The sequence below is a fragment of the Actinomyces succiniciruminis genome (assembly GCF_900002405.1).
Lineage (GTDB): Bacteria > Actinomycetota > Actinomycetes > Actinomycetales > Actinomycetaceae > Actinomyces > Actinomyces succiniciruminis.
Genome location: NZ_LK995496.1, coordinates 43,659 through 68,075, shown reverse-complemented (window position 1 = coordinate 68,075; position 24,417 = coordinate 43,659). Strand labels below are relative to the sequence as shown.

The following is a 24,417-nucleotide window of genomic DNA, read 5'->3' as shown; positions in this document are numbered from 1 at the left end:
CCCGCCATTGTCCCCATCGCGCCGACCAGGACCAGCCAGACCATTGTTGGATCGCCCGCCTGAGCGAACAGCCCTGCGTCAATCATCGACTGCGGCAGGTCGAGGCTGGGGCCGAGTTGGGCAATTCCGAGCCCGGCGAGCAATGGTGCCCATGCCAGCCACCGTATCCGCGGCCAGGCGCCACCCAGCAGCGCGGTGACGCCGGTGCAGGCCGCTGCGGCGGGCCACTGGCCGGCGACCAGCCGCAGCGCGTCATCGGCGGTGGTGTCCAGCAGCGCGTGTCCCACCAGCCCCGCGACCAGAGCGGCCGCTCCGAGCGTGAGCCCCGCTGCGAGCAGGGCGACCAGACACTGACCGATTAGCAGCCGCGCCGGTCCGGTGCCGGTGGAGCGCTGCGCCTCAACCAATCCGGAGCCCTCCTCGGCCGCGAAGCGTCCCGTCAACGCCACCGATTGCGTGCAGGCCAGGGCCGCCACCAGCACGCCGATGTAACCCAGGAATCCCGCGCCTGGATCGCCACCGCCCAGCAGCGAGCCGAACGTGCCGCCGTCCACCGCTCCCTGCCGGGCCAGCTCAACCATGTTCTCGCCCATGGCCGTGAGCACCCCGGCGATGGCGGCGGCGGCTAGCGCCCACGCCAGCAGCTGGCCGCGCGAGCGCCGCAGCGCGAGCGTCATCGGTCCGCGAACCCGCAGTGGACGGCGCCGTCCCGGCCCGATGCGGATCAGCCCGGCCCCCAGGTCCCGGCGGCGCGCGGCGCCCGCCGTCGCGGCAAGCTGAATCACCACGGCGGCGCCCGCGATCGCTGCGGGCTGCCAGTTGTTCGTCCCGCCGGGATCGATCGCGCTGCGCAGCGCGAACGGCGACCAGGCACCCGCCCACCTCCACCCCTGGGCGGCCCACGCCCCGTGCCCCGCATACAGCGCAGCCAGTGCTGCGAGCCCGGCGCCACGCGCGCCGGTGGCGTCGCTGGTCAGCTGCGCGAGCAGGACCGTGACTGCCGCCAGCAGGGCACAGGTTCCGGCCACGGCGATCCCATAGGCGGTCGCATCCGCCGCCCCGGCGCCCTCCAACGGGAGGATCCCAACGCCCGCGCCGATGCCGAGCAGCACACACTGCGCTCCGAGCATCAGGCCGACGCCGACCAGCTCACCGACCGGACCGACGCCACCGCCGCGCAGCATCTCCGAGCGCCCACCGTCCTCCTGGCCGCGCGAGACCGCGACCGCGCGCAGCACCACCACGACTCCCAGCAGCAGGCAGGTCAGCGCCCCGAGTTCCCAGACCGCGAGCTGCACGGCGTCGGCGCCCTCGGGCAGCTCACCGTAAAGGGCCGTTAACGACTTGGATATCCTGCTCATCGCCACGGCACGCGCCAGATCGGCGGCTGTGGCGTAGGTGATCGCGTAGTTCGGGGCGAGTAGACCGGTCAGCAGGGCGACCGCCGTCGGCAGGGCCAGCAGCCAGGCGCGTTCCTCCCGGGCGATGATGCGGGCGGTGCGCAGGGCGGGTCGCATGAATGTCGGCCGCGTGATCATCGGGCCTGGCCCTCGTAGTGACGCAGGAACAGGTCCTCCAGGGACGCCGGGGTGCAGGTGATTCCCTGGGCACCCGCGGCAATGAGGGCGCTCAATGTCTCCCGAACCTCGGCAGCGGGAACCGACATCCGCGTCACACCATCGGTTCCCGGTGGCGGAGCGTTCGAGCCTCGGGGGAGAGCGGGAGCGGCGCCGTCGGGGAGGCGGCAGGTAATGGTCGAGTTGCGCAGGTGCCGCAGGGCGGCCAGCGTGCCGGTCTCCACGGTGTGCCCGTCCTTGATGATGGTGACTGCGTCGCATACGCGGTCGACCTCGTCCAGCAGATGGCTGGACAGCAGCACCGTGCGGCCCCCGGTGGCCGCCTCGCGCACACAGGTCTGGAAGACCTCCTCCTGGAGCGGGTCGAGCCCGGTGGTGGGCTCATCCAGGATGAGCAGCTCGCAGGGCGCCGCCAGGGCCGCGATCAGGGCCACCTTCTGCCGGTTGCCCTTGGAGTAGCTGCGCACCGGCTTGGAGGGATCCAGGCTGAATGCCTCGATCAGCTCCGCCTCACGGCGTCGATCGCGGCGGCCGCGCAGCGCGGCGAAGGCATCGAGCGTCTGCGCCCCGGTCAGACTCGGCCACAGCGCCACATCCCCGGGCACATAGGCGGTGCGACGGGTAATGGCGCCCGCCTCCTGCACCGGATCACGGCCCAGCACCCGCACCTCGCCGGAATCGCGACGGTACATGCCCAGCAGCACGCGAATCGTGGTGGACTTGCCGGCGCCGTTAGGGCCGAGGAAGCCGTGGACCTGACCGCGGCGCACGCGCAGGTTCAGGCCGTCCACTGCGCGCAGGCGGCTAAAGGTCTTGACCAGTCCGGCAACCTCGATTGCCGGTTCCTGGATTGGTGAATCGACGGGGGCGGACCTGATGGCGGTAACCGTGGGTGTCATGCGCCCAGGTTCGGGTGCGACGTCGCGTCGCACTCAAGGTGTTGCGCGCCAGCGGGTGATCGCCTCTGTTAGTTGCCGTTCCATTTCGCCGGCCAATCTGGCGCCACCGGCTCCAAGGTGTGCAAACAGCTTGAACAGGGGCGCAATGGCAGCGGCATCGACGCTATCGGCGAGTTCACGGCAGCGCCTTGGGCCGAGCGTGCGCTCGAACCGCGCAATGTTCTTTGCGGCCCGCTCCTCGACCTGGGCGTCGGTCAGATCCTCGGTGTCCTGACCGTAGGTCACCAGCGCGTCGGCGTCCTCGCCGTCGTTCGGTCCGGGGAACAGGTACTCTGCCTCGGGCGGCATGTGCCCGCTGTAGCAGGCCACATCGACCAGGTCACGGTCGCGGCGCACGGCCGCCCGTGTCCGCTCATCGGGGGCCTCCGCCTCCAGCCGGTCGAAGAAGGCGACCATGCGCGGCGGCATGGGGGAGACGGCCAAGCCCTCTCGCGCGCGCTCCAGCAGGGAGGCGAGCATGTCGCGCTGGCGGGTCACCTCCGTCAGATGCTCCTCAATCACGGCCAGGGCTCCGGACAGGTCGTCGAGCACGGCGGCGTCCGTGGAGACCACTTCGTCGGTGGGGGAGTCCAGGATGCGGGCGATGGACTTCAGCGGGACGCCGGCCTGGACCAGCCAGCGGATGCGTGACAGGCGAGCCACATGGCTTATGTCGTAGTCGCGCCAGCCGCCGCGCTCTTCGGGCACGGGCAGAAGACCCTGCTTGTGGTAGTAGCGCACGGTGCGGACCGTGGTGCCGGTGAGTCGGGCAATTTCGGCGACGCGCATGGGAGGGGGCTTTCTCCTTCGGTCGAGTCCAGGCGCCCCGGCTCAGGGCAGGTCCGGGTCCTGGGCACCCAGGACGGCCTCGCGCAGCACGCGGGCGTGGGTGTGTACGTGGTCGTGGCCGGCGAACAGCAGCGTCACCCGGCCGGCCAGGGCGCGACGGCGCAGCTCCGCCACGGCTGCGGCCGCCTCGGGCCGCTCGGCGAGTTCGGCGCGGTAGGCGTCGACGAACCGCGGCCAGTCCAGCTCGCCGGAATGGAATGCCTTGCGCAGCGTCGTCGTGGGGGTGGCGTCCTTCGCCCAGTCGTCCAGCGCGGCCCGCTGCTTGCTCACTCCCCGCGGCCACAGCCGGTCCACGAGCACCCGCAGGCCGTCGTCGGGCGCCGGAGTCTCACGCACCCCCTTCAGGACGACGGCGTCGGAACAGGGCAGGGCGGCGGACGGGACGACGGGGCCGGAGGCGGGGCACATGGCACCACCGTAGGCGTCCACGGCCCTGCCGTCACCGGGCCGGGTGACTCGTGGCCGCGGTCGACAGCCCCGGTCGGGCAGTGCCTGACATACGACTCCTCGTCACACGTACGCGTTATGGAGATATTCGACGTCCCGACACGGGGAAACCTCCAAAACGCGTACGTGAGAGGCGAACGCGTACGTGCGATGGAGCTCGGCCCGATTCGCGCCGGGACGGGACACCGCTGGAAGCCGCAACGGCGGTGAAGAAACTCCGAGTCGAGCCACAACTCATCGAACTGTGCGTCCGGAGTTAGGCACTGCCCGCCACCTTGCCAGTGGGACCGCAGGGGACTCGCAGCTGCACATCGTGGGATGGAGGCCGGCGGGCCGTAGGGCTCCGCCAACCAGCCGCTCACGGTCGTGTCCGTGAGCGAACCACATCCACGACCTACAGACGAGGGAGAACAAGCATGACTGTGCGAATCGGAATCAACGGCTTCGGTCGGATCGGCCGCACCTACCTAAGGGCCGCCCTGGCCAACCACGCCGACATCGAGGTGGTCGCAGTCAACGATCTCACCGACGCCGCCACGCTGGGCGTCCTGCTCGAATGGGACTCCGTCAGCGGCCGCCTGGACGATGTCCACGTCGACGGCGACGCGCTCGTGGTGGGCGGCCGCCGCATCGCGGTCTTCTCCGAGCCCGACCCCGCAGGTATCCCGTGGGACAGCGTGGGGGCCGATGTGGTCATTGAGTCCACCGGATTCTTCACGGACGCAGCCAAGGCCGCTGCGCATCTGGAGGGCGGCGCGAAGAAGGTCATCGTCTCGGCTCCCGCGAAGGGCGACGTCCCCACCTTCGTCCTCGGCGTCAACGACCGTGAACTCGACGTCAATGCTGCCGACGTCTTCTCCAACGGCTCGTGCACCACGAACTCGCTGGCACCGCTGGCGAAAATCCTCAACGATCTGGTGGGCATTGAAACCGGCCTCATGACCACGATCCACGCCTACACCGGCGACCAGCGCCTGCACGACGCACCGCATCGCGACCTGCGCCGTGCCCGTGCCGCGGCCGAGTCGATCATCCCGACCTCGTCGGGAGCGGCCCGCGCCATCGGGGCCGTCATTCCCGAACTCGAAGGCCGCCTGACCGGGGCCGCGCTGCGTGTGCCGGTTCCCGTTGGCTCAATAACCGACCTGACCGTCGTCGCCCGCCGGACGGCGACCGTCGAGGAGATCAATGCGGCCTTCCGGGAGGCAGCGACCAACGGGCCGCTCGCCGGGTATCTGCAGTACTCCGAGGCACCCATCGTCTCCCGCGACATCGTCGGCAACCCGCATTCGTTGATCTTCGACGCCCCGCTGACCGCGGTCAGCGGCAACGAGGTGAAGGTCTTCGGCTGGTACGACAACGAGTGGGGCTTCTCGAACCGGCTCGTCGAGTTCTCCTACATGGTCGGCTCGCAGCTGGCCGCCTGACGTAAGACTTCTCGTCACACGTACGCGTTTTGGAGATATTCAACATCCCGACACGGGGAAACCTCCAGAACGCGTACGTGAGAGGCGAACGCGTACGTGAGATGGAGCGCCGCTGCCGCGGCGGGGCCAAGCCGCATCCGGAAGGCTCAGAGCCGGGAGCCGGCCACGGCGAAGGTGTCGCACTGCTCCAGGGAGCCCGACTCCATGCCGGTGGTGAACCAGCGCACCCGCTGCTCGGAGGAGCCGTGCGTCCAGGTGTCGGAGTTGACGGTCCCGCTGGAGCGCTGCTGAATGTGGTCGTCCCCCACCGACTCGGCGGCGTTGATGGCGGTGGCGATTTCGGCCTGGGTGGGTTCGACCAGGAAGGCGGTGCCCGTGTCGGGATCCACCGTCGAAGCGGCATAGTGCACCCACACGCCCGCATAGCAGTCGGCCTGCAACTCGGTGCGCACCGAGTCGGAGTCCGCGCCCGTGCCCGAGCGGTCCGTGGAACCCATGACGCCCAGCAGGTTCTGGATGTGGTGGCCGAACTCGTGGGCGACGATGTACTCCTCCGCCAGCGGCGTGTCCTGGGCGCCCAGTGTGGACTCCATGTCGGAGAAGAAACTCATGTCCAGGTACACGTTGGAGTCACCCGGGCAGTAGAAGGGGCCGACGGCGCTGGTGGCCGAGCCGCACGCCGTCGACACCGACTGCCCGTCCCACAGGATGAAGCCCGGCTCGGCATAGGCGGTGCCGGCCTGGCCGGGCAGCTGCTCATCCCACACCGCGTCCAGCGACTCCGCGGTGGCGATCATGCGGCACTGGGTGTACTGGTTGGCGGCCTGACCACTGGTGCACACGGAGGTGTCGATGGTGGAGGAGGTGGAGGTGCCGGAGGCCGCGTCCTGCCCGCCCAGCAGACCGGACAGGTCCACTCCGGTCACCTGCGAAAGCAGGAAGACCGCCAATACGGCCAGCACGGAGCCGCCCCCAATGACGGCGCCACGGCCACCGGAGCGCGTCTGCACCCGGTTGGGATCGAGCTTGATGTTGCGGTTGAATGACACGGAACCCACCTCATTGCCGGGGCGTCGCTGCGCTGATTGTTTGCGGTCTGCGCCCAAGGCTAGCGGACACGGCGGATCCCGGTGACGCATCGGTGCGCCGTCGCCCCCACCACGAGTACCCTGGAGCCGTGCTGTACGACCTGCTGTACAAGACCGTCTTCGCCCGCATCGACCCCGAGACCATCCACGACGTCTGCATGGAGGCGATCGAGGCCACCAGCAAGGTGCCGCTTGTGCGCGACGTCGTCCGGCAAGCCGTGGGGCGGCGCCCCGCCTTCCCCGTGCCGTCCGCGAACCAGGGCGGCCCATTCGTCCGCCCAGTCCCCGGGATCCTCGGCCTGGCCGCCGGCATGGACAAGGAGGGACAGGCCGTGGAGGGCATGGACATGCTCGGCTTCGGCTTTGTGGAGGTGGGTACCTTCACCGCCCGTCCTCAGCCCGGCAACGACAAGCCGCGCATGTGGCGTTACCCGACCATCCGCGCCGTACGCAACCGCATGGGCTTCAACAACTCCGGTGCCGACGAGGCCGCCGCGCGGCTGCGGCATTTGCGCTCCACCGTGCGGGGCCGCTCCATCGTCGTCGGCGCCAACATCGGTAAGACCAAGACCACGCCGCTGGAGCAGGCCGCGGATGACTACGCCTACTCCGCCTCGAAGGTCGCACGCTGGGTCGACTACCTGGTCGTCAACGTCTCCAGTCCCAACACCCCCGGGCTGCGCAGCCTGCAAGAGGTCGAGTCGCTGCGGCCGATCCTCACCGCCGTGCGCGAGGCCGCCGACGCCGCCGCTCACAGGCACGTGCCGCTACTGGTCAAGATCGCCCCCGACCTGGCCGACGAGGACATCGACGCCGTCGCGGACCTGGTCCTTGACATGAAGCTGGACGGGGTCGTCGCCACCAACACCACTATCGACCACGACCTGGGGGAGGGCGGCCTGTCCGGGGCGCCCCTGCTGCCGCGCTCACTACAGGTGGTGCGTCGTCTGCGCAACCGGATGGGGGAGGGCCCCACGATCATCGGCGTCGGCGGGATCTCCTCCATCATGGACGCCGAACTCATGCTCGACGCCGGCGCCGACCTGCTGCAGGCCTACACGGCGTTCATCTACAACGGCCCGGCCTGGCCCGGCCGCATCAACCGCGCCCTGGCGACCAGCCCGCGTCACCTGCGCTGACCCCGTCTCGCTCCCATCACCGAGGTCGGCTGATCTTACGTACCCAGATCGGTGGAAGATACGCACCGAGACCGGTCGAAATGGTGCGTGCCATCCGACCGGTCTCGGCTATTCGGGTACTTGGTTGACCAAACAGCGTGCGTCAGGCCGGACGCTGCTCGGGGGAGCGGGTCAGGGCCGGATCGCGCTCGACGACGTCGCCCAGAGCCGCATCGATTGCGGCCATGACGTCGTCGCCCAGCTTCACACCGGAGGCCTTGACGTTCTCGACCAGCTGCTCCGGCCGCGAGGCGCCCACCAGCGCCGCGGAGATGAAGTCGTGCTGGAGCACCCAGGCGATGGCCAGCTGCGGCATGGACAGCCCGGCGTCGTCGGCAATCGGCTTCAGCTGCTGCACCGCGGTGAGCACGTCGTCGCGCATCCAGCGGCTGATCATCTCCTTGCCGCCCTTCTCGTCGGTGGCGCGCGAGCCGGCAGGCGGCTGCTGCCCGGGCAGGTACTTGCCGGACAGGACCCCCTCGGCCATCGGCGACCAGACGATCTGGCCCATGCCGAGCTCAGTCGAGGTCGGCACGACCTTGTCCTCGATGACGCGCCACAGGGCGGAGTACTGCGGCTGGTTGGACACCAGTCGGAAGCCCATCTGGGTGGCGAGCTCCTGGCCGGCCCGGATCTGCTCAGCGGTCCACTCCGAGACGCCGATGTACAGGGCCTTGCCGGCGCGCACCACGTCCGCGAAGGCCTGCATGGTCTCCTCCAGCGGCGTGGCGTAGTCGTAGCGGTGCGCCTGGTAGAGGTCGACGTAGTCCATGCCCAGGCGGCGCAACGAACCGTCGATGCCCTCCATGATGTGCTTGCGGGACAGGCCGACGTCGTTGGGGCCCTTGGGGCCGACGGGCCAGTACACCTTGGTGAAGATCTCCAGGGATTCGCGCCGCTGCCCCTTCAGCGCCTGGCCCAGCACCTCCTCCGCGACGGTGTTCGCGTACACGTCCGCGGTGTCGAAGCTGGTGATGCCCAGGTCGAGTGCCGTGTGCACGCAGTCAATGGCGGTGTCGGCCTCCACCTGGGAGCCGTGGGTGAGCCAGTTGCCGTAGGTGATTTCGGTGATCTTGAGTCCGGAGCTGCCGAGATGACGATATGCGACCATGACACCAGCCTAGACCGGTAAGTACCTCCATGGAACAATCCCGCGCGATCTGCGGGACGTCATATCAACCGACCTCGGCACGTAACATCAACCGACCTCGGCACGTAACATCAACCGACCTCGGCGAGGGGGGGAGGGGCGCTCGGCCACTCAGGCGCTTATTCGCTCATTCGGGGTACTGGCGGCGCGCCACCTGGGGGGCGGGCTGGCGCCAGCGCCGCAGGTTGAAGCAGCGGGAGAAGATGTACCAGAAAATGTGCCCCTGCGACTGGACCTTCTCCTGGCCGAACTTGGCGTACAGCCGCCGCCGCAGCAGCCGCCAGCAGATCACGGCGTCGATCATCGCGATGAACAGGAACAGGTAGACCGCCAGCATGAAGTAATAGCTGAGCAGCGTGTTCCGCGAGGAGAAGCCGATGAACACGATGATCAGCAGGAAGCTGAAGGGGATGAACAGCTCACCCAGCGAGTAGCGGGCGTCGATGTAGTCGCGGATATAACGCTTGATCGGACCCTTGTCGCGGGCGGGCAGGTAGCGCTCGTCGCCGGTCTGCATGGCCTGGCGCTGGCGCTCCCAGGCCGCATCCTGCCTGGCGCGGGCCTCCCGCTTGGCCGCCTTGCGGTCCGCGGGCACGATCGGGTGCACGTTGCGGGCCTGCGCATCCTTGCGCTTGGGGGTGGGGCGGCCCTTCTTACCGGAGGTCTTGGCGGGGGCGGCCGTGGCGGCCTCGGCGGCGTCGCCGGACCGGTCGCGCTTGATGAACGGCAGCTTCTCTAACAGACTCACGGGCCACAGGTTAGCGGCTCAACCGCGCTACCCTGCAACTCATGATCAATGCCGACGCCGTTTCCGCCGCCGTCCACGACTCCTTCGACCGGGTTGTCCGCGACCTGACCGAATTGGTGGCCATCCCCTCCGTCTCCGCATCCGGGCACGACCCCGCCCAGGTGGAGCGCTCCGCGGAGCACGTGGCTGCCCTGCTGCGCGACGCCGGCCTGGAGGCCCGCATCACCTCGGTGCCCGGCCCCGACGGCCCCGGTCGTCCGGCGGTGCTGGCCCACCGGGACGGCCCGGTCGGCTCCCCGCGCGTGCTGCTGTACGCCCACCACGATGTGCAGCCGGTCGGCGACCCCTCCAAGTGGCGCCAGTCCGACCCCTTCACCGCAGAGCGGCGCGGCGAGCGGCTGTACGGGCGGGGCACCGCCGACGACGGCGCCGGTGTCATCTCCCTGGTGCACGCCCTGCGGTTGGCGTCCGAGCTGAACGACGGCCAGCTGCCCTGCTCGGTGACCGTGTTCATCGAGGGGGAGGAGGAAGTCGGGTCGCCGTCCTTCGAGGCGTTCCTGGACGCCTACCGCGAGCAGCTGGAGGCCGACGTGATCGTGGTGGCCGACTCCTCCAACTGGCGGGTGGGGGTGCCCGCACTGACCACCTCCCTGCGTGGGGTGATCCAGGTGGATGTGCGTCTGGACGTGCTCGACCACGCCCTCCACTCCGGCCAGTACGGCGGTCCGATCATCGACGCCGTTACCGCCATGTGCCGGCTGGTGGCGACCCTGCACGACGACGCCGGCGATGTGGCCGTGCCCGGTCTCGTCTCCCGGCCCGTGGCGGCCGGCGCTCCGGACTACTCCGACGCCGACTTCCGCGCCGACGCCGGCGTGCTGGATGGCGTGAGGCTGGCGGGCAGCGGTGAACTGACCGCCCGGCTGTGGACCAAGCCGGCGCTGTCCGTCATCGGCATGGACGTGACGCCGCTGCGGGTGGCGGGCAACGTGCTCGCCCCCTCCTGCACCGCTCGACTCTCGATGCGCATCGCCCCCGGGCAGGACCCGGCCGCCGCACTGGCGGCCCTGAGCACTCATCTGGAGACCCATGCGCCCTTCGGGGCGCGGGTGACGGTCAGTGCGGGCGAGATGGGCCCCGCCTTCGACGGTGGTGCCGACAGCCCGGCTGCCCGCGCCGCCCACTGGGCGCTGACCGAGGCCTTCGGCACCGAGGCGGTCAACATCGGCCAGGGTGGCTCCATCCCCTTCATCGCCACGCTGAAGCAGACCTTCCCGGACGCCCAGGTACTGGTCACCGGCATTGAGGACCCGGACACGCGCGCCCACAGCGAGGACGAGTCCATGCACCTGGGCGACCTCGAGCGCATCGTCGCCGCGGATGTCCTGCTGCTCGCGCGCCTCGGCGGCGTGGCGGCCGCCGACTGACCTCGCGCAGGCGGACACGTATATGCGCGTACTTCTGGCGCCCGGCCCCATGTACCCCGAGCCGGGCGGTGTCCCGCTGGTGACCCCGGAAACCGGCCTGGCTGCGCCCGCCGTCGCCGACGCACTCGCCTCCGGTTGGGCGGGCGAGCGCCCCGACGACGTCCTCACGCTGCTGCCGCTTCCCGACGGCGGCCCCGGCACGGCCCAGGCGATCTCCGCCGCGGCGGTCATCTCCCGAGCGGTGCTGCACGCCCGTGGGCCGCTGGGACAAGTCCGCGAGGTGGACCTGCTGCGCCTGCGGCCGGCGGTCGCGCCCCGCGCGGGCGCGACGGGAGCCACCTGGCTGCTGGACGCCGCTCGGCTGGTCGGTCTGCCGTCCGGCCGCGATGAGGCGGCCCGCGAGGCCGAGGCCGGGACGACGCTGGGGCTCGGACAGGCGCTGGCCGCGGCCCTCGGTGCTACCGCTCCCGGTGACACGCTGATCGTGACCCTGGCATCCACAGCCGTCCACGACGGCGGAGCGGGCGTGCTGGACGGCATGGGCGGACTGGAAGCCGCCCGGGGACTCTGCGACGGACGTGAGCTGCTGCTCGCCCTGGCCGACGACACGCCGCTGGGGGGTGTGTCCGGTGCCGGCCAGAGCCTGACCGACCTAACCAGCCTGCCGAGCGCGCGTGCGCAGGCGCTGAACCGGCGGGCCTGCGCCGCGGCGTCGCAGATCGCGGCCCGGGCCGCCGTGCCCCGGCCGGACTCGCTCCCGGTGGTCGGCGGCGAGCCCACGCAGGCACAGTTGCTATCGACCACCGCCCGGGGCACGGGGGCCGGCGGGGGAGCGGCGCTGGTGTTGCGGGCCCTCGGCGCCCGCGCCCTGCCCGGCCCTCGCGTCTTGGCGCTGCTGCTGGGGCTGGAGGATTCCGTGGCCGGGCAGGATCTGGTGGTGACCGCCACCGGCGAGGCCTACGACGTCGTCGCCGACTCCGTGACGGCGGTGGTCGGTGAGGCGGCTGGGGCCTGGGCCCTGCCGACAGTGCTGGTGGCGGGCCGGTTGGCCGTGCCGCGCGGTGAACTCGCGGAGGCGGGCATCGTGTCGGCGTACTCGCTTGAACAGCCGCGCACAGTGGAAGACCAGGCGTGGAATGCCGGCGGGGCGGTGGCAGTGGGCGCGCGGTTGGAGGCGATCGGCGCGCGGCTGGCCCGCACCTGGTCCCGCTGAGAGCCTCGCACCGACCTCGGCACGTAACTACCACCGACCTCGGCACGTAACTACCACCGACCTCGGCGGGATTTGGGGCCGGGGGGAAGAGATCAGGAGACCATGGTGTGCGGGGCGGGGGCCGTGGAGCCGCGCACAATCAGGTCGGGCTTGAACAGGAGTTCCGTGTCGGCCGGATGCTCGCCGGCGATGGCGGACAGCAGTGTGGTTACCGCCGCCCGGCAGATCGCGGCCACCGGCTGACGCACCGTGGTCAGCGGCGGATTCATCATGGGAATCAGCGGGGAGTCGTCGTAGCCGATGACGGACACGTCCTGCGGGACGTGCTTGCCGGCGGCGCGCACCCCGGAGATGACGCCGAGCGCCATAATGTCCGACCCGCAGATGATGCCGGTGCAGTCCTGCTCCAACAGCCTGCCTGCGGCGCTGGCACCGCCCTCATAGGTGTACAGCGTCTCCACGATGCGCAGGGGCTGGTCGGGCAGGTTGGCGCGCATGCCGTCCTCGTAGCCGGCGGTCTTGCGCTGTGCGGGCACCATTCGCCCGGGGCCGGTCGCCAGACCGATGCGGGTGTGCCCCAGGCTGGCCAGGTGGTCTACCGCCATGCGGGCCGCGGCCCGATCATCGGTGGCGAATCCGGGCACCTTGATGGTGGATGCGTTGCCGTTGACGGTTACCAGGGGCACGCCCCGGTCCCGCAGCCGCTGGTAGCGGGTGACGTCGCCACCGGTGTCGGAGTGGCGGCCGGAGACGAAGATGATGCCGGCCACGCCCCGGTCCACGAGCATCTCAATGTACTCGTCCTCGCTGGTGCCACCCGGCGTCTGGGTGCACAGCAGCGGGGTGTGCCCGCTGGGGGCGAGCAACTGCTCGATCTCCTGGGCGTACAGGGGGAAGATCGGGTTGGTGAGCTCGGGGACGATCAGCCCCACCAGTCCCTTCGAGGTCTGGCGGAGTGACTCCGGGCGTTCGTAGCCGAGCAGGTCGAGGGCGACGAGCACCTGACGCCGGGTCGCTTCGGCTACGTTCGACTTGCCGTTGAGAACCCGTGACACGGTCGCCGTCGAGACGCCCGCCTGCTCGGCGATGTCGGCGAGGGTGATGCGCTGTTGCACGATGCCCATCCTAAAGGGAAACCAACTGATACTGCCGCCACGCGGCGGTACTTGGTACGGGTTGAGACGAGCCATGCATACCGCGCCTAGTGCGTGCAGATCTTATCGGTGCGGGGAAGCGCCGCTTTCAGCGTGACGACGGCTGAACCGGGCCCGGTGGCGTTCACGGTCAAGTGGCCGTCCGCGCCGCCGATCACGGTGACGTCGACGCCGTCCATCGCATGCACGTCGTCCACCGCCCCGGCGGGCAGGCACGCCAGCGGCAGGTCCATCTCGGCACCGGCCGCCCGGGCCAGCGCCACCAGCACGTCGCCATCCGGGTGAGTGCGCAGCCACACCAGCAAGTCGTCGTCGGCGTACACCCAGCGCATGCCGCCGCGGCGCAGCGCCGGCAGCTCATGCCGCAGTCGGCTCAACTGCCGGTAGCGCCCCAGGGTGACGCGGTCCACAGGGCCCCAAGCGCCGTCGGGGCCGAGCTCGTCGGTGGGGTCGGCGCCCGGCGGGGCGGTCCACGGCATGGTGGTGCGGGAGTGCTCGCCGGTGCGGCCCGTGGCTCCGAGCTCATCGCCGGAGAACACCGTCGGTACGCCCGGTGCGGTGAACAGGGCCGTGGCCGCCACCAGTTGTGCCTCCCGGGAGCCGACGACGGTGCGGATGCGCGGCGTGTCGTGCGAGCCCAGCAGGTTCATGGAGTGGGTGATGGAGGTGGCCGGCATGTGCGCGGTGTACTCGCGCACCCCCTGGGAGATCGTCCCGCCGGGAAGGCGCGGAATCCCGGTGGGGATACCCAGCCAGTTCAGGCCGTCGGCCGGGTCGGGGTGGGACAGCCAGGACCACAGCGGCCGGGTGAACCCGTGATAGTTCATGGTGCCCTGCCAGCCGGCCCCGGTCAGGTCGCCGGAGGCGTCGTGCCCGTGCTCGGCCACCAGCCACAGCTGGCGTCCGGTGTCGGCCTGCACCTGTCGCATGGTGGCGCGCATGTCCGCCGCGGCCTGGTGGGCCAGGTCGACCATGCCGGCGCGGCCCGTCATATTCGCCACGTCCGTGCGCCAGCCGTCCGCGTTGTAGGGCGGGCGCAGCCAGTGCGCCGTCACCGACTCGGGGCCACGCACCAGCCGGTCGCGCATCGCCTCGCTGCGGTGGTCGAGCTTGGGCATAGACTCCACATTCATCCAGCTGACGTACTGGTCGGGGTAGTGATTGAACGAGTAGAAGCCGGCCTCGGGGGAGTCCGCATCGGTGATGGCCCGCCGGAACCAGTCGTGGGTGACGCCCGTGTGGTTGGTGGTCAGGTCCAGCACCAGCCGCATGTCGCGGTCGTGCAGGGCCTGAGTCAGCCGGGCCAGCGCCGCGTCGCCGCCGAGCAACGCGTCCACATGGTCGAAGCTGGTGGAGTCGTAGCGGTGGACGGAGCCGGCCGGGAAGACCGGAGTCAGGTAGACGGTGTTGACGCCCAGCTCTTGCAGGTAGTCCAGATGATCGACGATTCCATCCAGATCGCCGCCGTACCAGGCCGCTCCGCTGGGGTCTCCCGCGACCGGCGGCTCGTCGAGCCACGCGTGTGCCTGCGCCCAGGCGGGGGCGGTGCGCTCACGCGGCGGGGTATGGGCGGAGAAGCGGTCCGGGAAGATCTGGTAGCACACGGCGTCGAGCACCCAGTCGGGCGCGTCGTCGTCGGCCAGGACCCGGAAGTCCGTGGCGTCGGGGACGTCGTGGTCGGCCAGGCCGGCGGCGTGGAACCAGACGTAGGGGCGGTCGGAGTCCGGCGTCAGCAGCAGGAACCGGTAGTGGTTGGTGGGGTTGACGAGCCGGACGGTCGCCTCCCACCAGGCCCCGGCATCGGTGCGAGCCACCAGCTGGGCGGCGGACAGGGCCGGCTCGCCGTCGACCACCTGGCGCAGGATGATGCGCTCGGGTTGCCAGGGGGCGGGCACCCACAGTCTGGCGGTGAGTTCGGCGCCGGGACGGCGCGTGCCCAGCAGGTAGGCGGGCCCGGTGTCATGATGGGGCTGGTTCAGATAGTGCGTGGTGTTAAGACAGGTCATCGATCGGTTCTTGGTATGGCTATTACGGTCGGGGTCAGCCCTTGACGGCGCCGGCGGTGGCGCCGCCGACGATGTACTTCTGCAGGTACTGGAACAGGGCGATTACCGGCACCATCGTCATGACCGAGCCGGCGGCGAAGATGCCGAGGTTGTTGGAGCGGTCGCCGGAGAGCATGCCGTACAGGCCGACGGCGAGGGTCTTCTTGGAGTCGTCGGTCAGGAAGATCGAGCCCAGCAGGAACTCGGAGATGATGCCGACGAAGGCCAGCAGGAAGGTGGTCGCCAGGATCGGCTTCAGGGAGGGCAGCAGAATGCGGTAGAAGACCTGCCAGTGGGTGCAGCCGTCGAGGATGGCGGCCTCGTCGAGCTCCTTGGGAATGGTGTCGAAGGTGCCCTTGATCAGCCACACCTGGCCCAGGGCGCCGCCCATCAGCGCCAGGCAGTATCCCAGCAGCGTGTTCAGGCCGATGCTGGGCAGCACGTCGCCGATGCCGGAGATCATGTTGTAGATGGCGATCATCGACAGGGTGGTGGGGAACATCATGATCAGCAGCAGCGCCAGCAGGCCGCCGCGGCGCCCCTTGAAACGGAAGCGGCTGAAGGCGTAAGCGGCCAGCACGGAGAAGAAGATCTGTGCCGCGGCCACGACCGCGCACACGATCATGGTGTTCAGGTACCAGCGGGTGAACGGCCCCTTGTCGCCGCCCAGCAGTGTCTGGTAGTTAACCAGGCTTACCCGGGTGGGGATCAGCGAGGTGGAGGCCACGGTGCCCAGGGGGTTGAGCGAGGCGGAGATGACGTACAAGATCGGGAAGGCGGCGAACACGAGCGCCAGCACGCCGACGACGTGACGCCAGCCGATCTCGCGGAACCACCGGCTGAAAGGCATCCGGTTCTGTTTCGGTGCCGCCTCGGGGGCGCCGGCGGGGCGGGGGGCCGCAGAAGTAGCGGCGGTTTTTGCTTCAGTCATTTTCAATCAGTCCCTTCCGGCGCTTTCAGTTGATGTCCTCGAGGCGGCGGGTGGCGGTGAATTGCGCCGCGGCCAGGACGCCGGTGATGACGAACAGGACGACGGAGACAGCGGAGGCGAAGCCGTAGTCGGCCCCCGACCCGCCGAAGGCGATGCGGTAGACCATCGAGATGAGGATGTCGGTGCCGCCGCGCGTGTACTCGCCGGCGGCAAAGGGTCCGCCCTCGGTGAGCAGCTGGATGGCGTTGAAGTTGTTGAAGTTGAAGGCGAAGGTGCTCACCAGCAGCGGCGCCACCGAGACCAGCAGCAGCGGGGTGATCACTCGGGTGGTGGTCTGCCAGCCGGAGGCGCCGTCGATACGGGCGGCCTCCTTCAGGTCGTCGGGGATCGACTGAAGGGCGCCGGTGCACACGATGAACATGTAGGGGAAGCCCATCCACAAGTTGGTCAGTAGCACGGCCACCTTCGCCCAGTTCGGGTCGCCCAACCAGTTGATGTGCAGATTTAGCATCTCGTTGATCAGGCCGAAGTCGCGGTTGTAGAAGTTGGACCAGATCAGCAGCGAGATGAAGCCGGGCACCGCATAGGGCAGCAGCAGGAAGGAGCGGTACAGCTTCTTGCCGCGAATGCGGTCGTCGTTGAGGGTGAGCGCCAGGAAGTAGCCGAGCAGGAAGGTCAGCAGCATGGAGCCGCCGGCGAAGACCAGGGTCCAGGCGAAGGCGCCGCCCAGCTGCTTGAGCAGGCTCTGGTTGCCGAATAGGCGCTGGAAGTTGGCCAGGCCGATGTTCTGCTTCCAGGACTGGGCGAGCTTGTCGCCGTTGGCGTTGACGAAGTAGTCGGAGTTGCCGACCTTCTGCACCGTGTAGACGTCTCCCGTCTGGACATTCGTGATGGAGTCGGCTGCTTCGTCGTACACCATCGTCTTGGTGCCCTCGAAGGCGGAGCGCACGCCCTGAACCTTGATGGCACTGGTGTCAGAGACCGACAGGGTCAGGTTGGAGATGGTGTCGTAGGCGGTGTTGATCTGCTTGCCGGTAAGGATGGTGTAGCCGTCGGCGGCGGTGACGAAGCCGTCGGTGACCGTCAGGTCCACGTCGGTGGCGGGCTGGACCGTCTCGCCGTCGGCCCCGTAAAGCACCTCGTCGGTTTCTTCGTCCACCAGGAACAGGGTGAAGGGGCCCTCCTCGGCACTGCCGGTGGTCGCTACCGACAGGTTGTACAGCGGAGAGTCGGCGGCCTGGACCACGGAGTTGTTGGTGATGGTGGTGATGGCGTCTTCCTTGGTGCCGCGGAAGCCGTCACCGAAGTTCGTGAAGGCGGTTTGGATCGTCATCACGATCGGGACGATCAGGAATACCGCCAGGAAGAAGGTGCCGGGGAAGAAGTATTTGCCCGGGATGAACCGGTGAGTGGAGTACAGCACGAAGATGGCGACGGTGGCCGTCACCACGATGAACAGCCATAGCCACATGTGCGCGGCGATGAGCAGCGGCACCAGGTAGGCGGCCAGGGCCAGGGCAGCACCGAGGACGAGCACTCGTCCGAGCACGGAGCGGATCGTCGTGGTCCGCTCCCGCGCCGTGCGCCGGGAGGATTCGGGTTGGTCCGCGCCTGTGGCGGCGTGGGCGCCGCCTTTGTGGGCGGTTGGGGACGTCATCGTCGAAGGACCTTTCACAATGCTGAAAGAGGTTGAAAAGACAGGCGTGAAAACGGATATGAAGAAAACAGGCAGAGCGAGTGTCCGGCCGACTTGGGGGAGCGGCCGGGGCGGGTCAGGGGGCCGGCGGGCGACGGCTGGGAGGCGCGGTCGCGGTCATGGGTGAGGGCCGGCGGCTCAGCCGCCGGCCCTCACCCGCCGTTTACAGTCCGAGCGTGGAGCGGATCTCGTCTCCGGCGCTGGTCATGGTGGACTCGGGGTCCGAACCACCGACGATGTTGGCCTCGGCCATACCCAGCGGGCCCCAGATGGCGGACATCTCGGGGATGGCCGGCATCGGGTCGGCATTCTCCGCGAACTCCATGAACTTGACCATGTTGGCGTCGCTCGACTCCAGCTTGCTGGCCAGGTCCTCTTGGACCGGCGGCAGCGGGTTGATGGCGTACATGGCCTCCGCGATGGTGGAGTCCTTGGCGACGTCGGCCACGAAGGTCTCCGCGAAGGCCTTGTTGGCGCCGCCGGCGGCCACGTAGAAGGCGTTGACGCCGGCGAAGGGGCGGGCGTCGTCCATGCCCTCGAAGCCGGGGATCTTGGACAGCTCGAAGTTGATGCCGGCGGTGTTGATGTCGCCCAGTGCCCAAGGGCCGGAGATCAGGTAGGCGGCCTTGCCCTCGGTGAACAGGGAGATGGCGTTGTCGCCGGTGACGGAGGTCGCCAGCACACCCTGCTCGCCCAGTCCGCCGATCTTCTCGGCGGCGGCGATGGAGCCCTCGCCGCCGACGCCGACGTCGGTGGCGTCCAGGGAGCCGTCGCTCTTGGTGCCGAACAGGTAGCCGCCACCGGAGGTGTACAGCGGTTCCATGTGGTAGGCGTCGCCGGACTCGCCCACGGGCAGGGAGAGCACGACGTCGGCGCCGGAGGCCTGTCCGGCCTCGACGAGCTCCTCGATGGTGGCGGGCTCGGTGACGTCGGTGAGGTCCTTGTTGACGAACAGGCCCAGCGTCTCCACGCAGTAGGGCACGCCGTAGTACTGGCCGTCATAGGTCACGGCGTCCAGGGCGACCTGGCTGTAGTTGGACTCGGCGGCGGAGTCGAGAGTGATGGGGGAGATGGAGCCGTTCTGCACCAGGTTGCCGATCCAGTCGTGTGCGGCCACGACCACGTCCGGGCCGTTGCCGGCCTGGTTGGCGGCGATGAAGTTGCCCTGGAGGTCATCGGCGACGATCTGCACCGCCACGGTGATGCCCTGATCATCTCCCCACTGCTGGGCGACGTCCTTGAGGGCGCCCGCCTTGACCTCGTCGGTCCAGATGACCAGGTCGGCGTTTGCGTCGCGGACGACCTGCTCGTCGGTGGAGCCGTCGGTGGCCTCGTCTGGGGCCTCGGAGGTGGCGGTGGCGGTGGAGGTGTCGTCGGAGCCACAAGCGGCAGCGGCGGCGAGGGTGGTGGCGATAGCGGTCATAGAGAGGAACGACCGGCGATTGAGGGACACCGTGATTCTCCTTCGAATCGGATGGGAACTGACGGTTGACGGCAAAAAATGTAACGCGCCTGTGCAAGCCATGCAAGGAGAAGGGGGTCTTGCTGCAAAGTTGTTGCAGAAAAGTGCCCTAGGCAACAGTCGCCGCGGCCGCCCAGACCGTCGTCGCCGGGGGGCACGACCAGGTTGTCGCCGTCTTGCCCGAGCTGCGCGGAGGACAACAGCACCTCGGCGTGCTCCGGCAACAAGAGCGCCCGTGAGGAGGTGTTGACCAGCACCAGCACGTCCCGCGTCAGCGCCGTCAGCACGTCCCGTGGAGACCAGTCCAGGCCCTGCACGAAGGCGAAGGGCGCCGCTGCAAGATGGTGCTCGTGGCGTACATAGGTGGCATGGCGAACGGTGGCCAGCGGTGAGCCGAACTGGGTGCCCTGAGAAGCGGCCTGTGTCTGCACCAACTCGGCCAGCGCCAGCGGGTCGGTGGGCTTGTCTGCGTCGGGCAGACCGATCTCATCACCCTGGCGCAGGTAGACGGAGCCGGGCAGCGCCAGTACCAACGCCTGCAGTGCCAGCGCACGCCGCCGCAGCTCCGGGTCGGGCGCGGTCTCGAACCAGCGGCTGCCGTCACCGGGGTTGGCCCGATCCACCAGCCGGTAGCCGGGTAGGAAGCGCCACACGGGGGCGGCTCCGAAGCGGTCGTGCTCACGCAGGGAATGAGTGATGGCGTCGGTGAGCGACTGGGGGTCCCAGCGCGAGAGCATGAGCCGGTCGTCGCGCAGGTGGTGCAGCCAGTCGTCCTGGAGGTGATGGCGCAGTGCGTCGGGATAGCTGGCGGAAACGTCCGCCCCCAGCGTCCCATCGGGCACGTGCTGCGCCAGCAGGGACTGCATCAGTGTGAAATAGTCGCTGAGCCGTTGCAGGTCCGACTGGTCCCACACCTCGGGCGGGATGATTGTGCCCAGATCCACACCGTCGGCGCCGGCGGCAAGGAAGCAGCCGGCCCTTTCCACCAGGCCTTCGAAACCGCGTTCCTCGCCGACCAGAATCGGATTGGCCTCATGGGCGTGGGGGCCGGTCACCGGCCCCAGTGCGCCGGAGATGCGCACGATTACGCGTAGACCCTGCTCGTGGGCGCGTTCGGCGAAGCGGCGGAACTCGGCGATGTCGGTGCTGGTAGCCAGACGGGAAGGGCGTATCAGTATGGCCCCGAAGCCGAGGGAGACGACATGCTCGCAGACATTGCCCAGATCGCCCAGCTGCTCAGCCCCGAGTTCGGGGGAGGCGACCTCGTATACGAGCGTGTCGCGCCACCACTCGACCGGGCCGGCGTATGCGCGGTGGATGAGCGTCGTCGTGGTGCTCACGGCAACTGGCTCCCTTCCGCCGGGTTGTGCCCCGGACCTGCGGGCTGACCCGGGCCCGCACGGGCACGGGCGCTGCCCGATGACAAGACATCCTGCTAAGCCATTCGGCTAGAGCGTGACTCATAGTAACCCGCCGTCAGGAACGCCGCTGCCACAAGTGCTGCGATACGTTGGACTCATGTCCATCTCACATCCGCACTCACCGGCCGCCGCCGCGCCGGAGGCAGGCGGCGTCATGGGCGAGGACACCGGTGACCTGGTGGGCTACGACGCCGACGATGTGGCGCGCTTCTTGCCCGAGCCGCCCAAGAATCCGCAGCGCACGCCCTTCGAGCGCGATCGCGCCCGGGTGCTGCACTCCTCCGCCCTGCGCCGCCTGGGCGCCAAGACCCAGGTGCTGGGGCCCTCCGCGGACGACTTCGTGCGCACCCGGCTGACTCACTCCCTGGAGGTCGCCCAGGTGGGTCGCGCCCTGGGGCAGGCGCTGGGTTGTGATCCCGACGTCGTCGACGCGGCCTGCCTGTCCCACGACCTGGGCCACCCGCCCTATGGGCACAACGGGGAGCAGGCCCTGAACGTGGTGGCCGAGTCCATCGGCGGCTTCGAGGGCAATGCGCAGACCTTCCGCATCCTCACGCGCCTGGAGCCCAAGACCGTGGACGGCCACGGGCGCGGCGTGGGCGTGAACCTCACCCGCGCCAGCCTGGACGCGGTCGCCAAGTACCCCTGGGCCAAGGGCGAGGGGCCGGGCGGCCCCGGTGGTCGCTCCGCGGTCAAGTACTGCTGCTACGACGACGACCGCGAGATCTTCTCCTGGATGCGTGCCGGCGCCCCCGCCAACCGCCGCTGCCTGGAGGCCCAGATCATGGACTTCTCCGACGACGTCGGCTACTCCGTGCACGACGTCGAGGACGCCATCGCCCTGTTCAAGATGGACCCCGCCCGGCTCGCCGACCCCGCCGAGGTCGTCACCGTCGTCGACGCCACCCGTGCCTGGTACGGCGGGCGCATGAGCGCCGACGCGCTCGGCGCCGCCTGGGAGCGCCTGGCCGCGCAACCGTTCTGGATACACAGTTACACGGGGGCGCTGGCGGACGCGGCACAGCTGAAGAACCTCACCAGCCAGCTCATCGGCCGCTTCGTCTCCGCAGTCGCGCGCGCCACCCGGGAGGTCTTCGGGGAGGGGCCCCTGACCCGCTACGACGCCGACCTGGTCATTCCCGAAGAGACCGCCGCCGAGATCCTGGTGCTCAAGGGTGCGGCCGTGCGCTATGTGATGGCACCCCGCGAGCATGAGCCCGTCTACCTGCGCCAGCGCACCGAACTGTTCGACCTCGCCGACGCCCTGCTTGAGAGCAACGGCGAACACCTGGAGCCCATCTTCGCGGCCGCCTGGCACGAGGCAGCCGACGACGCCGGGCGCCTCCGGGCCGTGGTGGACCAGATCGCCTCCCTGACCGACACCTCCGCGCAGGCCTGGCATGCCCGCCTGTGCGGGTTGCTGTCCGCGGTGTGAGCGGTTCCCGCGGTGCAAGCCATTACTGCCCGGCCCTGGGCGGAGTCGTCCGGGCGGTGCGGAGGCGGCATCGGCCGAAGGTGTTCGCCGTCCATTCCTGTCGCACCCCTCGCCTAGGATGAGGGCATGGCGGGACTGATCAAGCGCGAGGACATCGACGCGGTGCGCGAGCGCGCCAAAATCGAGGACGTCGTCGGCGAACACGTCACGCTCAAAAGCGGGGGAGTGGGCTCCCTGAAGGGCCTGTGTCCCTTTCACGACGAGCGCACCCCCTCCTTCAACGTCCGCCCCCAGCTGGGGCTGTGGCACTGCTTCGGCTGCGGCGAGGGCGGCGACGTCATCGACTTCGTGCAGAAGATCAATCACCTGTCCTTCACGGAGGCGGTGGAGTACCTGGCCGGCCGCGTGGGCGTGCAACTGCGCTACGAGGAGGGCGGGACGGTCAAACGCGGCGTCGAGCCGGGCACTCGCCAGCGGCTGTTGGAGGCCAACCGCCTGGCCGAGTCCTGGTTCCAGGAGCAGCTGGCCACACCGGCCGCCCAGACCGGACGGGACTTCCTGACCGGTCGTGGTTTCGACCGCAACACCGCCGCCCACTTCGGGGTGGGCTACGCCCCGGAGGGCTGGGACAATCTGGCGGGCGTGCTGCGCTCCCACGGCTTCACCGAGCGGGAACTGGTGGAGTCCGGACTGTGCGGGCGCGGCAGCTCCGGGCGCATCTACGACCGCTTCCGCGACCGGCTGATGTGGCCCATTCGGGATGTCACCGGCGCCACGGTCGGCTTCGGCGGGCGGCGCCTGTCGGACGCGGACAAGACCGTCCCCAAGTACCTCAACACCCCCGAGACCGCCATCTACCACAAGGGCCAGGTCCTTTACGGCCTGGACCTGGCCAAGGCGGAGATCGCCCGCTCCCACAAGATCGTCGTCGTCGAGGGCTACACGGACGTGATGGCCGCCCACCTGTCCGGGGTGACCACGGCCGTGGCCACCTGCGGCACCGCCTTCGGCCCGGACCACGTGCGCATCGTGCGCCGCCTGCTCGGGGACGCCGCCGACCCCTCCGCCGGGGTGATCGCCGGCAACCGGACCCGCGGCGGGGAGATCATCTTCACCTTCGACGGCGACGCCGCCGGCCAGAAGGCCGCCCTGCGCGCCTATGGGGAGGACCAGCACTTCGCCGCCCAGACCTTCGTCGCCGTCGAGCCGCGCGGCCTGGATCCGTGCGACCTGCGCATGGAGGAGGGCCCGGATGCGATTCCCCGCCTGCTGAGCCGGCGCGTGCCCCTGTTCGAGTTCGTCATTCGCGCCTCCCTGGCCAACCTCAACCTGGACACCGCCGAGGGGCGCGTACAGGGCCTGCGCTCGGCCGCGCCCGTCGTCGCCGGTATCCGCGACCGGGCGCTCAAGCGCGAATACACCCGGCGCCTGGCCGGCTGGCTGGGACTGCCGGAGTCCGAGGCGGTGGGCGCCGTGCGCGCCTACGAGCGCCGCGGTGGGCACGCCGCCAACCCCGCCGGCGGGCCGGGACCGTACAGCCAGAACAGCCAGTTCGGGCCGCCCGATGAGTTCACCACAGCGGGCCCGGTCGAGCGGCCCGGCCTGCCGCCGGTGACCGATCCGGTGGAGAAGCTTGAACGGCAGGCGCTGGAGGTCATCGTGCAGGCACCACAGGTGGCGGCCCGCGTGGGTGCGGATGACATCAACGCGGTGGCCTTCTCCGTGCCGGTCCATCGCGCGGTCTTCGAGGCGATCGAAGCGGCCGGGGGAGCGGCCGAGGTGGACGGGCTCGTGCAGCAGGCGCAGGCGGCGGGACTAACGGGACCCGACGCGGTCAAGCGCGCCACCACGCACTGGCTGGAGCAGGTGCGTGCGGGTGCCATTGGGCCGATCGCCGCCGCGGTGACCGAGCTCGCCGTCGCCCCGCTTCCGCTGCCCGCCCCGCGGGGCAACCGCGAGGCCGAACCGGATCCGGACGCCGTCGAGCGCTATGCCTCGGGCGTGCTGTCCTCGCTGGCCCGCACGGGCATCAACCGGCGACTTACGGAGCTGCGCTCACGGCAACGGCGCATGAGCCCGGATGAGGACGGCTACCGGGAGCTGTTCGAGGAGATCGTCGGCCTGGAGAACCGGCGCATGCAGATGGCCCGCGGGGCCTGAACCGGTTAGGCTGCGAGCAGACCGCGAGGATCGCTCGGAGCAGGTCGGCGAGCAGTGGCCCGGCCGGCGCG

General features: G+C 69.6%; 19 protein-coding genes. 6 read left to right on the top strand and 13 right to left on the bottom strand.

Features of this window, described 5'->3' with window-relative positions:
- From BN1056_RS06680 to BN1056_RS06665, 4 genes are all read right to left on the bottom strand, one after another.
- Positions 1-1,538: hypothetical protein (locus tag BN1056_RS06680; protein ID WP_210579927.1), on the bottom strand; the 1,538-nt coding region annotated here is incomplete at its 3' end.
- Positions 1,535-2,476, bottom strand: a complete 942-nt coding sequence (locus BN1056_RS06675) for an ABC transporter ATP-binding protein (protein ID WP_210579925.1) — start codon at positions 2,474-2,476, stop codon at positions 1,535-1,537. The genes BN1056_RS06675 and BN1056_RS06680, both read right to left, overlap by 4 nt.
- 33 nt (positions 2,477-2,509) lie before the next feature.
- Entirely contained in the window at positions 2,510-3,304 is a 795-nt protein-coding gene (locus BN1056_RS06670) for a MerR family transcriptional regulator (protein ID WP_210579923.1), read from the bottom strand.
- 42 nt (positions 3,305-3,346) lie between these two features.
- Positions 3,347-3,772: a DUF488 domain-containing protein gene (locus tag BN1056_RS06665; RefSeq protein ID WP_210579921.1), complete on the bottom strand. Its 426-nt coding sequence runs from the start codon at positions 3,770-3,772 to the stop codon at positions 3,347-3,349.
- Positions 3,773-4,227: 455 nt separating this feature from the next.
- Here BN1056_RS06665 and gap point away from each other — a divergent pair, with 455 nt between their 5' ends.
- Positions 4,228-5,238 carry a type I glyceraldehyde-3-phosphate dehydrogenase gene (gene gap / locus BN1056_RS06660; protein ID WP_210579919.1) on the top strand — a complete coding sequence of 337 codons (1,011 nt, stop codon included), beginning with the start codon at positions 4,228-4,230 and terminating at the stop codon, positions 5,236-5,238.
- Between the two features lie 146 nt (positions 5,239-5,384).
- Here the strand turns inward: gap and ypfJ are convergent, their stop codons facing one another.
- On the bottom strand, positions 5,385-6,287 hold the full coding sequence (gene ypfJ / locus BN1056_RS06655; protein ID WP_210579917.1) for a KPN_02809 family neutral zinc metallopeptidase: 903 nt from the start codon (positions 6,285-6,287) through the stop codon (positions 5,385-5,387).
- Between the two features lie 128 nt (positions 6,288-6,415).
- Between ypfJ and BN1056_RS06650 the strand changes: the two genes are divergently transcribed.
- The gene (locus BN1056_RS06650; protein WP_210579915.1) at positions 6,416-7,465 is read left to right on the top strand and encodes a quinone-dependent dihydroorotate dehydrogenase; all 1,050 of its coding nucleotides are present in this window, start codon (positions 6,416-6,418) and stop codon (positions 7,463-7,465) included.
- A 142-nt stretch (positions 7,466-7,607) separates the two neighbouring features.
- Here the strand turns inward: BN1056_RS06650 and BN1056_RS06645 are convergent, their stop codons facing one another.
- Together BN1056_RS06645 and BN1056_RS06640 are read right to left on the bottom strand one after the other, a co-directional pair.
- Positions 7,608-8,615, bottom strand: coding sequence for an aldo/keto reductase family protein (locus BN1056_RS06645; RefSeq protein ID WP_210579914.1), 1,008 nt, complete (start codon positions 8,613-8,615; stop codon positions 7,608-7,610).
- Positions 8,616-8,781: 166 nt separating this feature from the next.
- Positions 8,782-9,402, bottom strand: a complete 621-nt coding sequence (locus BN1056_RS06640) for a DUF3043 domain-containing protein (RefSeq protein ID WP_234415853.1) — start codon at positions 9,400-9,402, stop codon at positions 8,782-8,784.
- Between the two features lie 41 nt (positions 9,403-9,443).
- On the opposite strand from BN1056_RS06640, the gene BN1056_RS06635 reads away from it, so the two are divergent.
- Positions 9,444-10,829, top strand: coding sequence for a dipeptidase (locus tag BN1056_RS06635; protein WP_210579913.1), 1,386 nt, complete (start codon positions 9,444-9,446; stop codon positions 10,827-10,829).
- Between the two features lie 22 nt (positions 10,830-10,851).
- On the top strand, positions 10,852-12,042 hold the full coding sequence (locus tag BN1056_RS06630) for a glycerate kinase (protein WP_210579912.1): 1,191 nt from the start codon (positions 10,852-10,854) through the stop codon (positions 12,040-12,042).
- A gap of 92 nt (positions 12,043-12,134) precedes the next feature.
- Here BN1056_RS06630 and BN1056_RS06625 read toward each other — a convergent pair whose 3' ends face one another.
- From BN1056_RS06625 to BN1056_RS06600, 6 genes are all read right to left on the bottom strand, one after another.
- Positions 12,135-13,157 carry a LacI family DNA-binding transcriptional regulator gene (locus BN1056_RS06625; RefSeq protein ID WP_108967329.1) on the bottom strand — a complete coding sequence of 341 codons (1,023 nt, stop codon included), beginning with the start codon at positions 13,155-13,157 and terminating at the stop codon, positions 12,135-12,137.
- Between the two features lie 86 nt (positions 13,158-13,243).
- Positions 13,244-15,202, bottom strand: a complete 1,959-nt coding sequence (locus BN1056_RS06620) for an alpha-amylase family glycosyl hydrolase (protein WP_210579911.1) — start codon at positions 15,200-15,202, stop codon at positions 13,244-13,246.
- A 34-nt stretch (positions 15,203-15,236) separates the two neighbouring features.
- Positions 15,237-16,172, bottom strand: coding sequence for a sugar ABC transporter permease (locus BN1056_RS06615; protein WP_210579910.1), 936 nt, complete (start codon positions 16,170-16,172; stop codon positions 15,237-15,239).
- 25 nt (positions 16,173-16,197) lie between these two features.
- The gene (locus BN1056_RS06610) at positions 16,198-17,829 is read right to left on the bottom strand and encodes an ABC transporter permease subunit (protein WP_210579909.1); all 1,632 of its coding nucleotides are present in this window, start codon (positions 17,827-17,829) and stop codon (positions 16,198-16,200) included.
- 202 nt (positions 17,830-18,031) lie between these two features.
- Positions 18,032-19,321 carry a sugar ABC transporter substrate-binding protein gene (locus tag BN1056_RS06605; protein ID WP_210579907.1) on the bottom strand — a complete coding sequence of 430 codons (1,290 nt, stop codon included), beginning with the start codon at positions 19,319-19,321 and terminating at the stop codon, positions 18,032-18,034.
- Positions 19,288-20,670, bottom strand: a complete 1,383-nt coding sequence (locus tag BN1056_RS06600) for an alpha-amylase family protein (protein WP_342343939.1) — start codon at positions 20,668-20,670, stop codon at positions 19,288-19,290. The genes BN1056_RS06605 and BN1056_RS06600 overlap by 34 nt, the downstream gene beginning before the upstream one ends.
- A 235-nt stretch (positions 20,671-20,905) precedes the next feature.
- Here BN1056_RS06600 and BN1056_RS06595 point away from each other — a divergent pair, with 235 nt between their 5' ends.
- Both BN1056_RS06595 and dnaG read left to right on the top strand, forming a co-directional pair.
- Positions 20,906-22,186: a deoxyguanosinetriphosphate triphosphohydrolase gene (locus BN1056_RS06595; RefSeq protein ID WP_210579972.1), complete on the top strand. Its 1,281-nt coding sequence runs from the start codon at positions 20,906-20,908 to the stop codon at positions 22,184-22,186.
- Positions 22,187-22,312: 126 nt separating this feature from the next.
- Positions 22,313-24,346 (top strand): DNA primase, encoded by a 2,034-nt coding sequence (gene dnaG / locus BN1056_RS06590; protein WP_210579906.1) that lies wholly within the window; start codon positions 22,313-22,315, stop codon positions 24,344-24,346.
- Positions 24,347-24,417: the final 71 nt, after the last annotated feature.

Coding starts and splice junctions, on each gene's coding strand:
- BN1056_RS06675 (WP_210579925.1), bottom strand. CDS start 2,476: ATGACACCCACGGTTACCGCCATCAGGTCCGCCCCCGTCGATTCACCA.
- BN1056_RS06670 (WP_210579923.1), bottom strand. CDS start 3,304: ATGCGCGTCGCCGAAATTGCCCGACTCACCGGCACCACGGTCCGCACC.
- BN1056_RS06665 (WP_210579921.1), bottom strand. CDS start 3,772: ATGTGCCCCGCCTCCGGCCCCGTCGTCCCGTCCGCCGCCCTGCCCTGT.
- gap (WP_210579919.1), top strand. CDS start 4,228: ATGACTGTGCGAATCGGAATCAACGGCTTCGGTCGGATCGGCCGCACC.
- BN1056_RS06645 (WP_210579914.1), bottom strand. CDS start 8,615: ATGGTCGCATATCGTCATCTCGGCAGCTCCGGACTCAAGATCACCGAA.
- BN1056_RS06635 (WP_210579913.1), top strand. CDS start 9,444: ATGATCAATGCCGACGCCGTTTCCGCCGCCGTCCACGACTCCTTCGAC.
- BN1056_RS06630 (WP_210579912.1), top strand. CDS start 10,852: ATGCGCGTACTTCTGGCGCCCGGCCCCATGTACCCCGAGCCGGGCGGT.
- BN1056_RS06620 (WP_210579911.1), bottom strand. CDS start 15,202: ATGACCTGTCTTAACACCACGCACTATCTGAACCAGCCCCATCATGAC.
- BN1056_RS06615 (WP_210579910.1), bottom strand. CDS start 16,172: ATGACTGAAGCAAAAACCGCCGCTACTTCTGCGGCCCCCCGCCCCGCC.
- BN1056_RS06610 (WP_210579909.1), bottom strand. CDS start 17,829: ATGACGTCCCCAACCGCCCACAAAGGCGGCGCCCACGCCGCCACAGGC.
- BN1056_RS06595 (WP_210579972.1), top strand. CDS start 20,906: ATGGGCGAGGACACCGGTGACCTGGTGGGCTACGACGCCGACGATGTG.
- dnaG (WP_210579906.1), top strand. CDS start 22,313: ATGGCGGGACTGATCAAGCGCGAGGACATCGACGCGGTGCGCGAGCGC.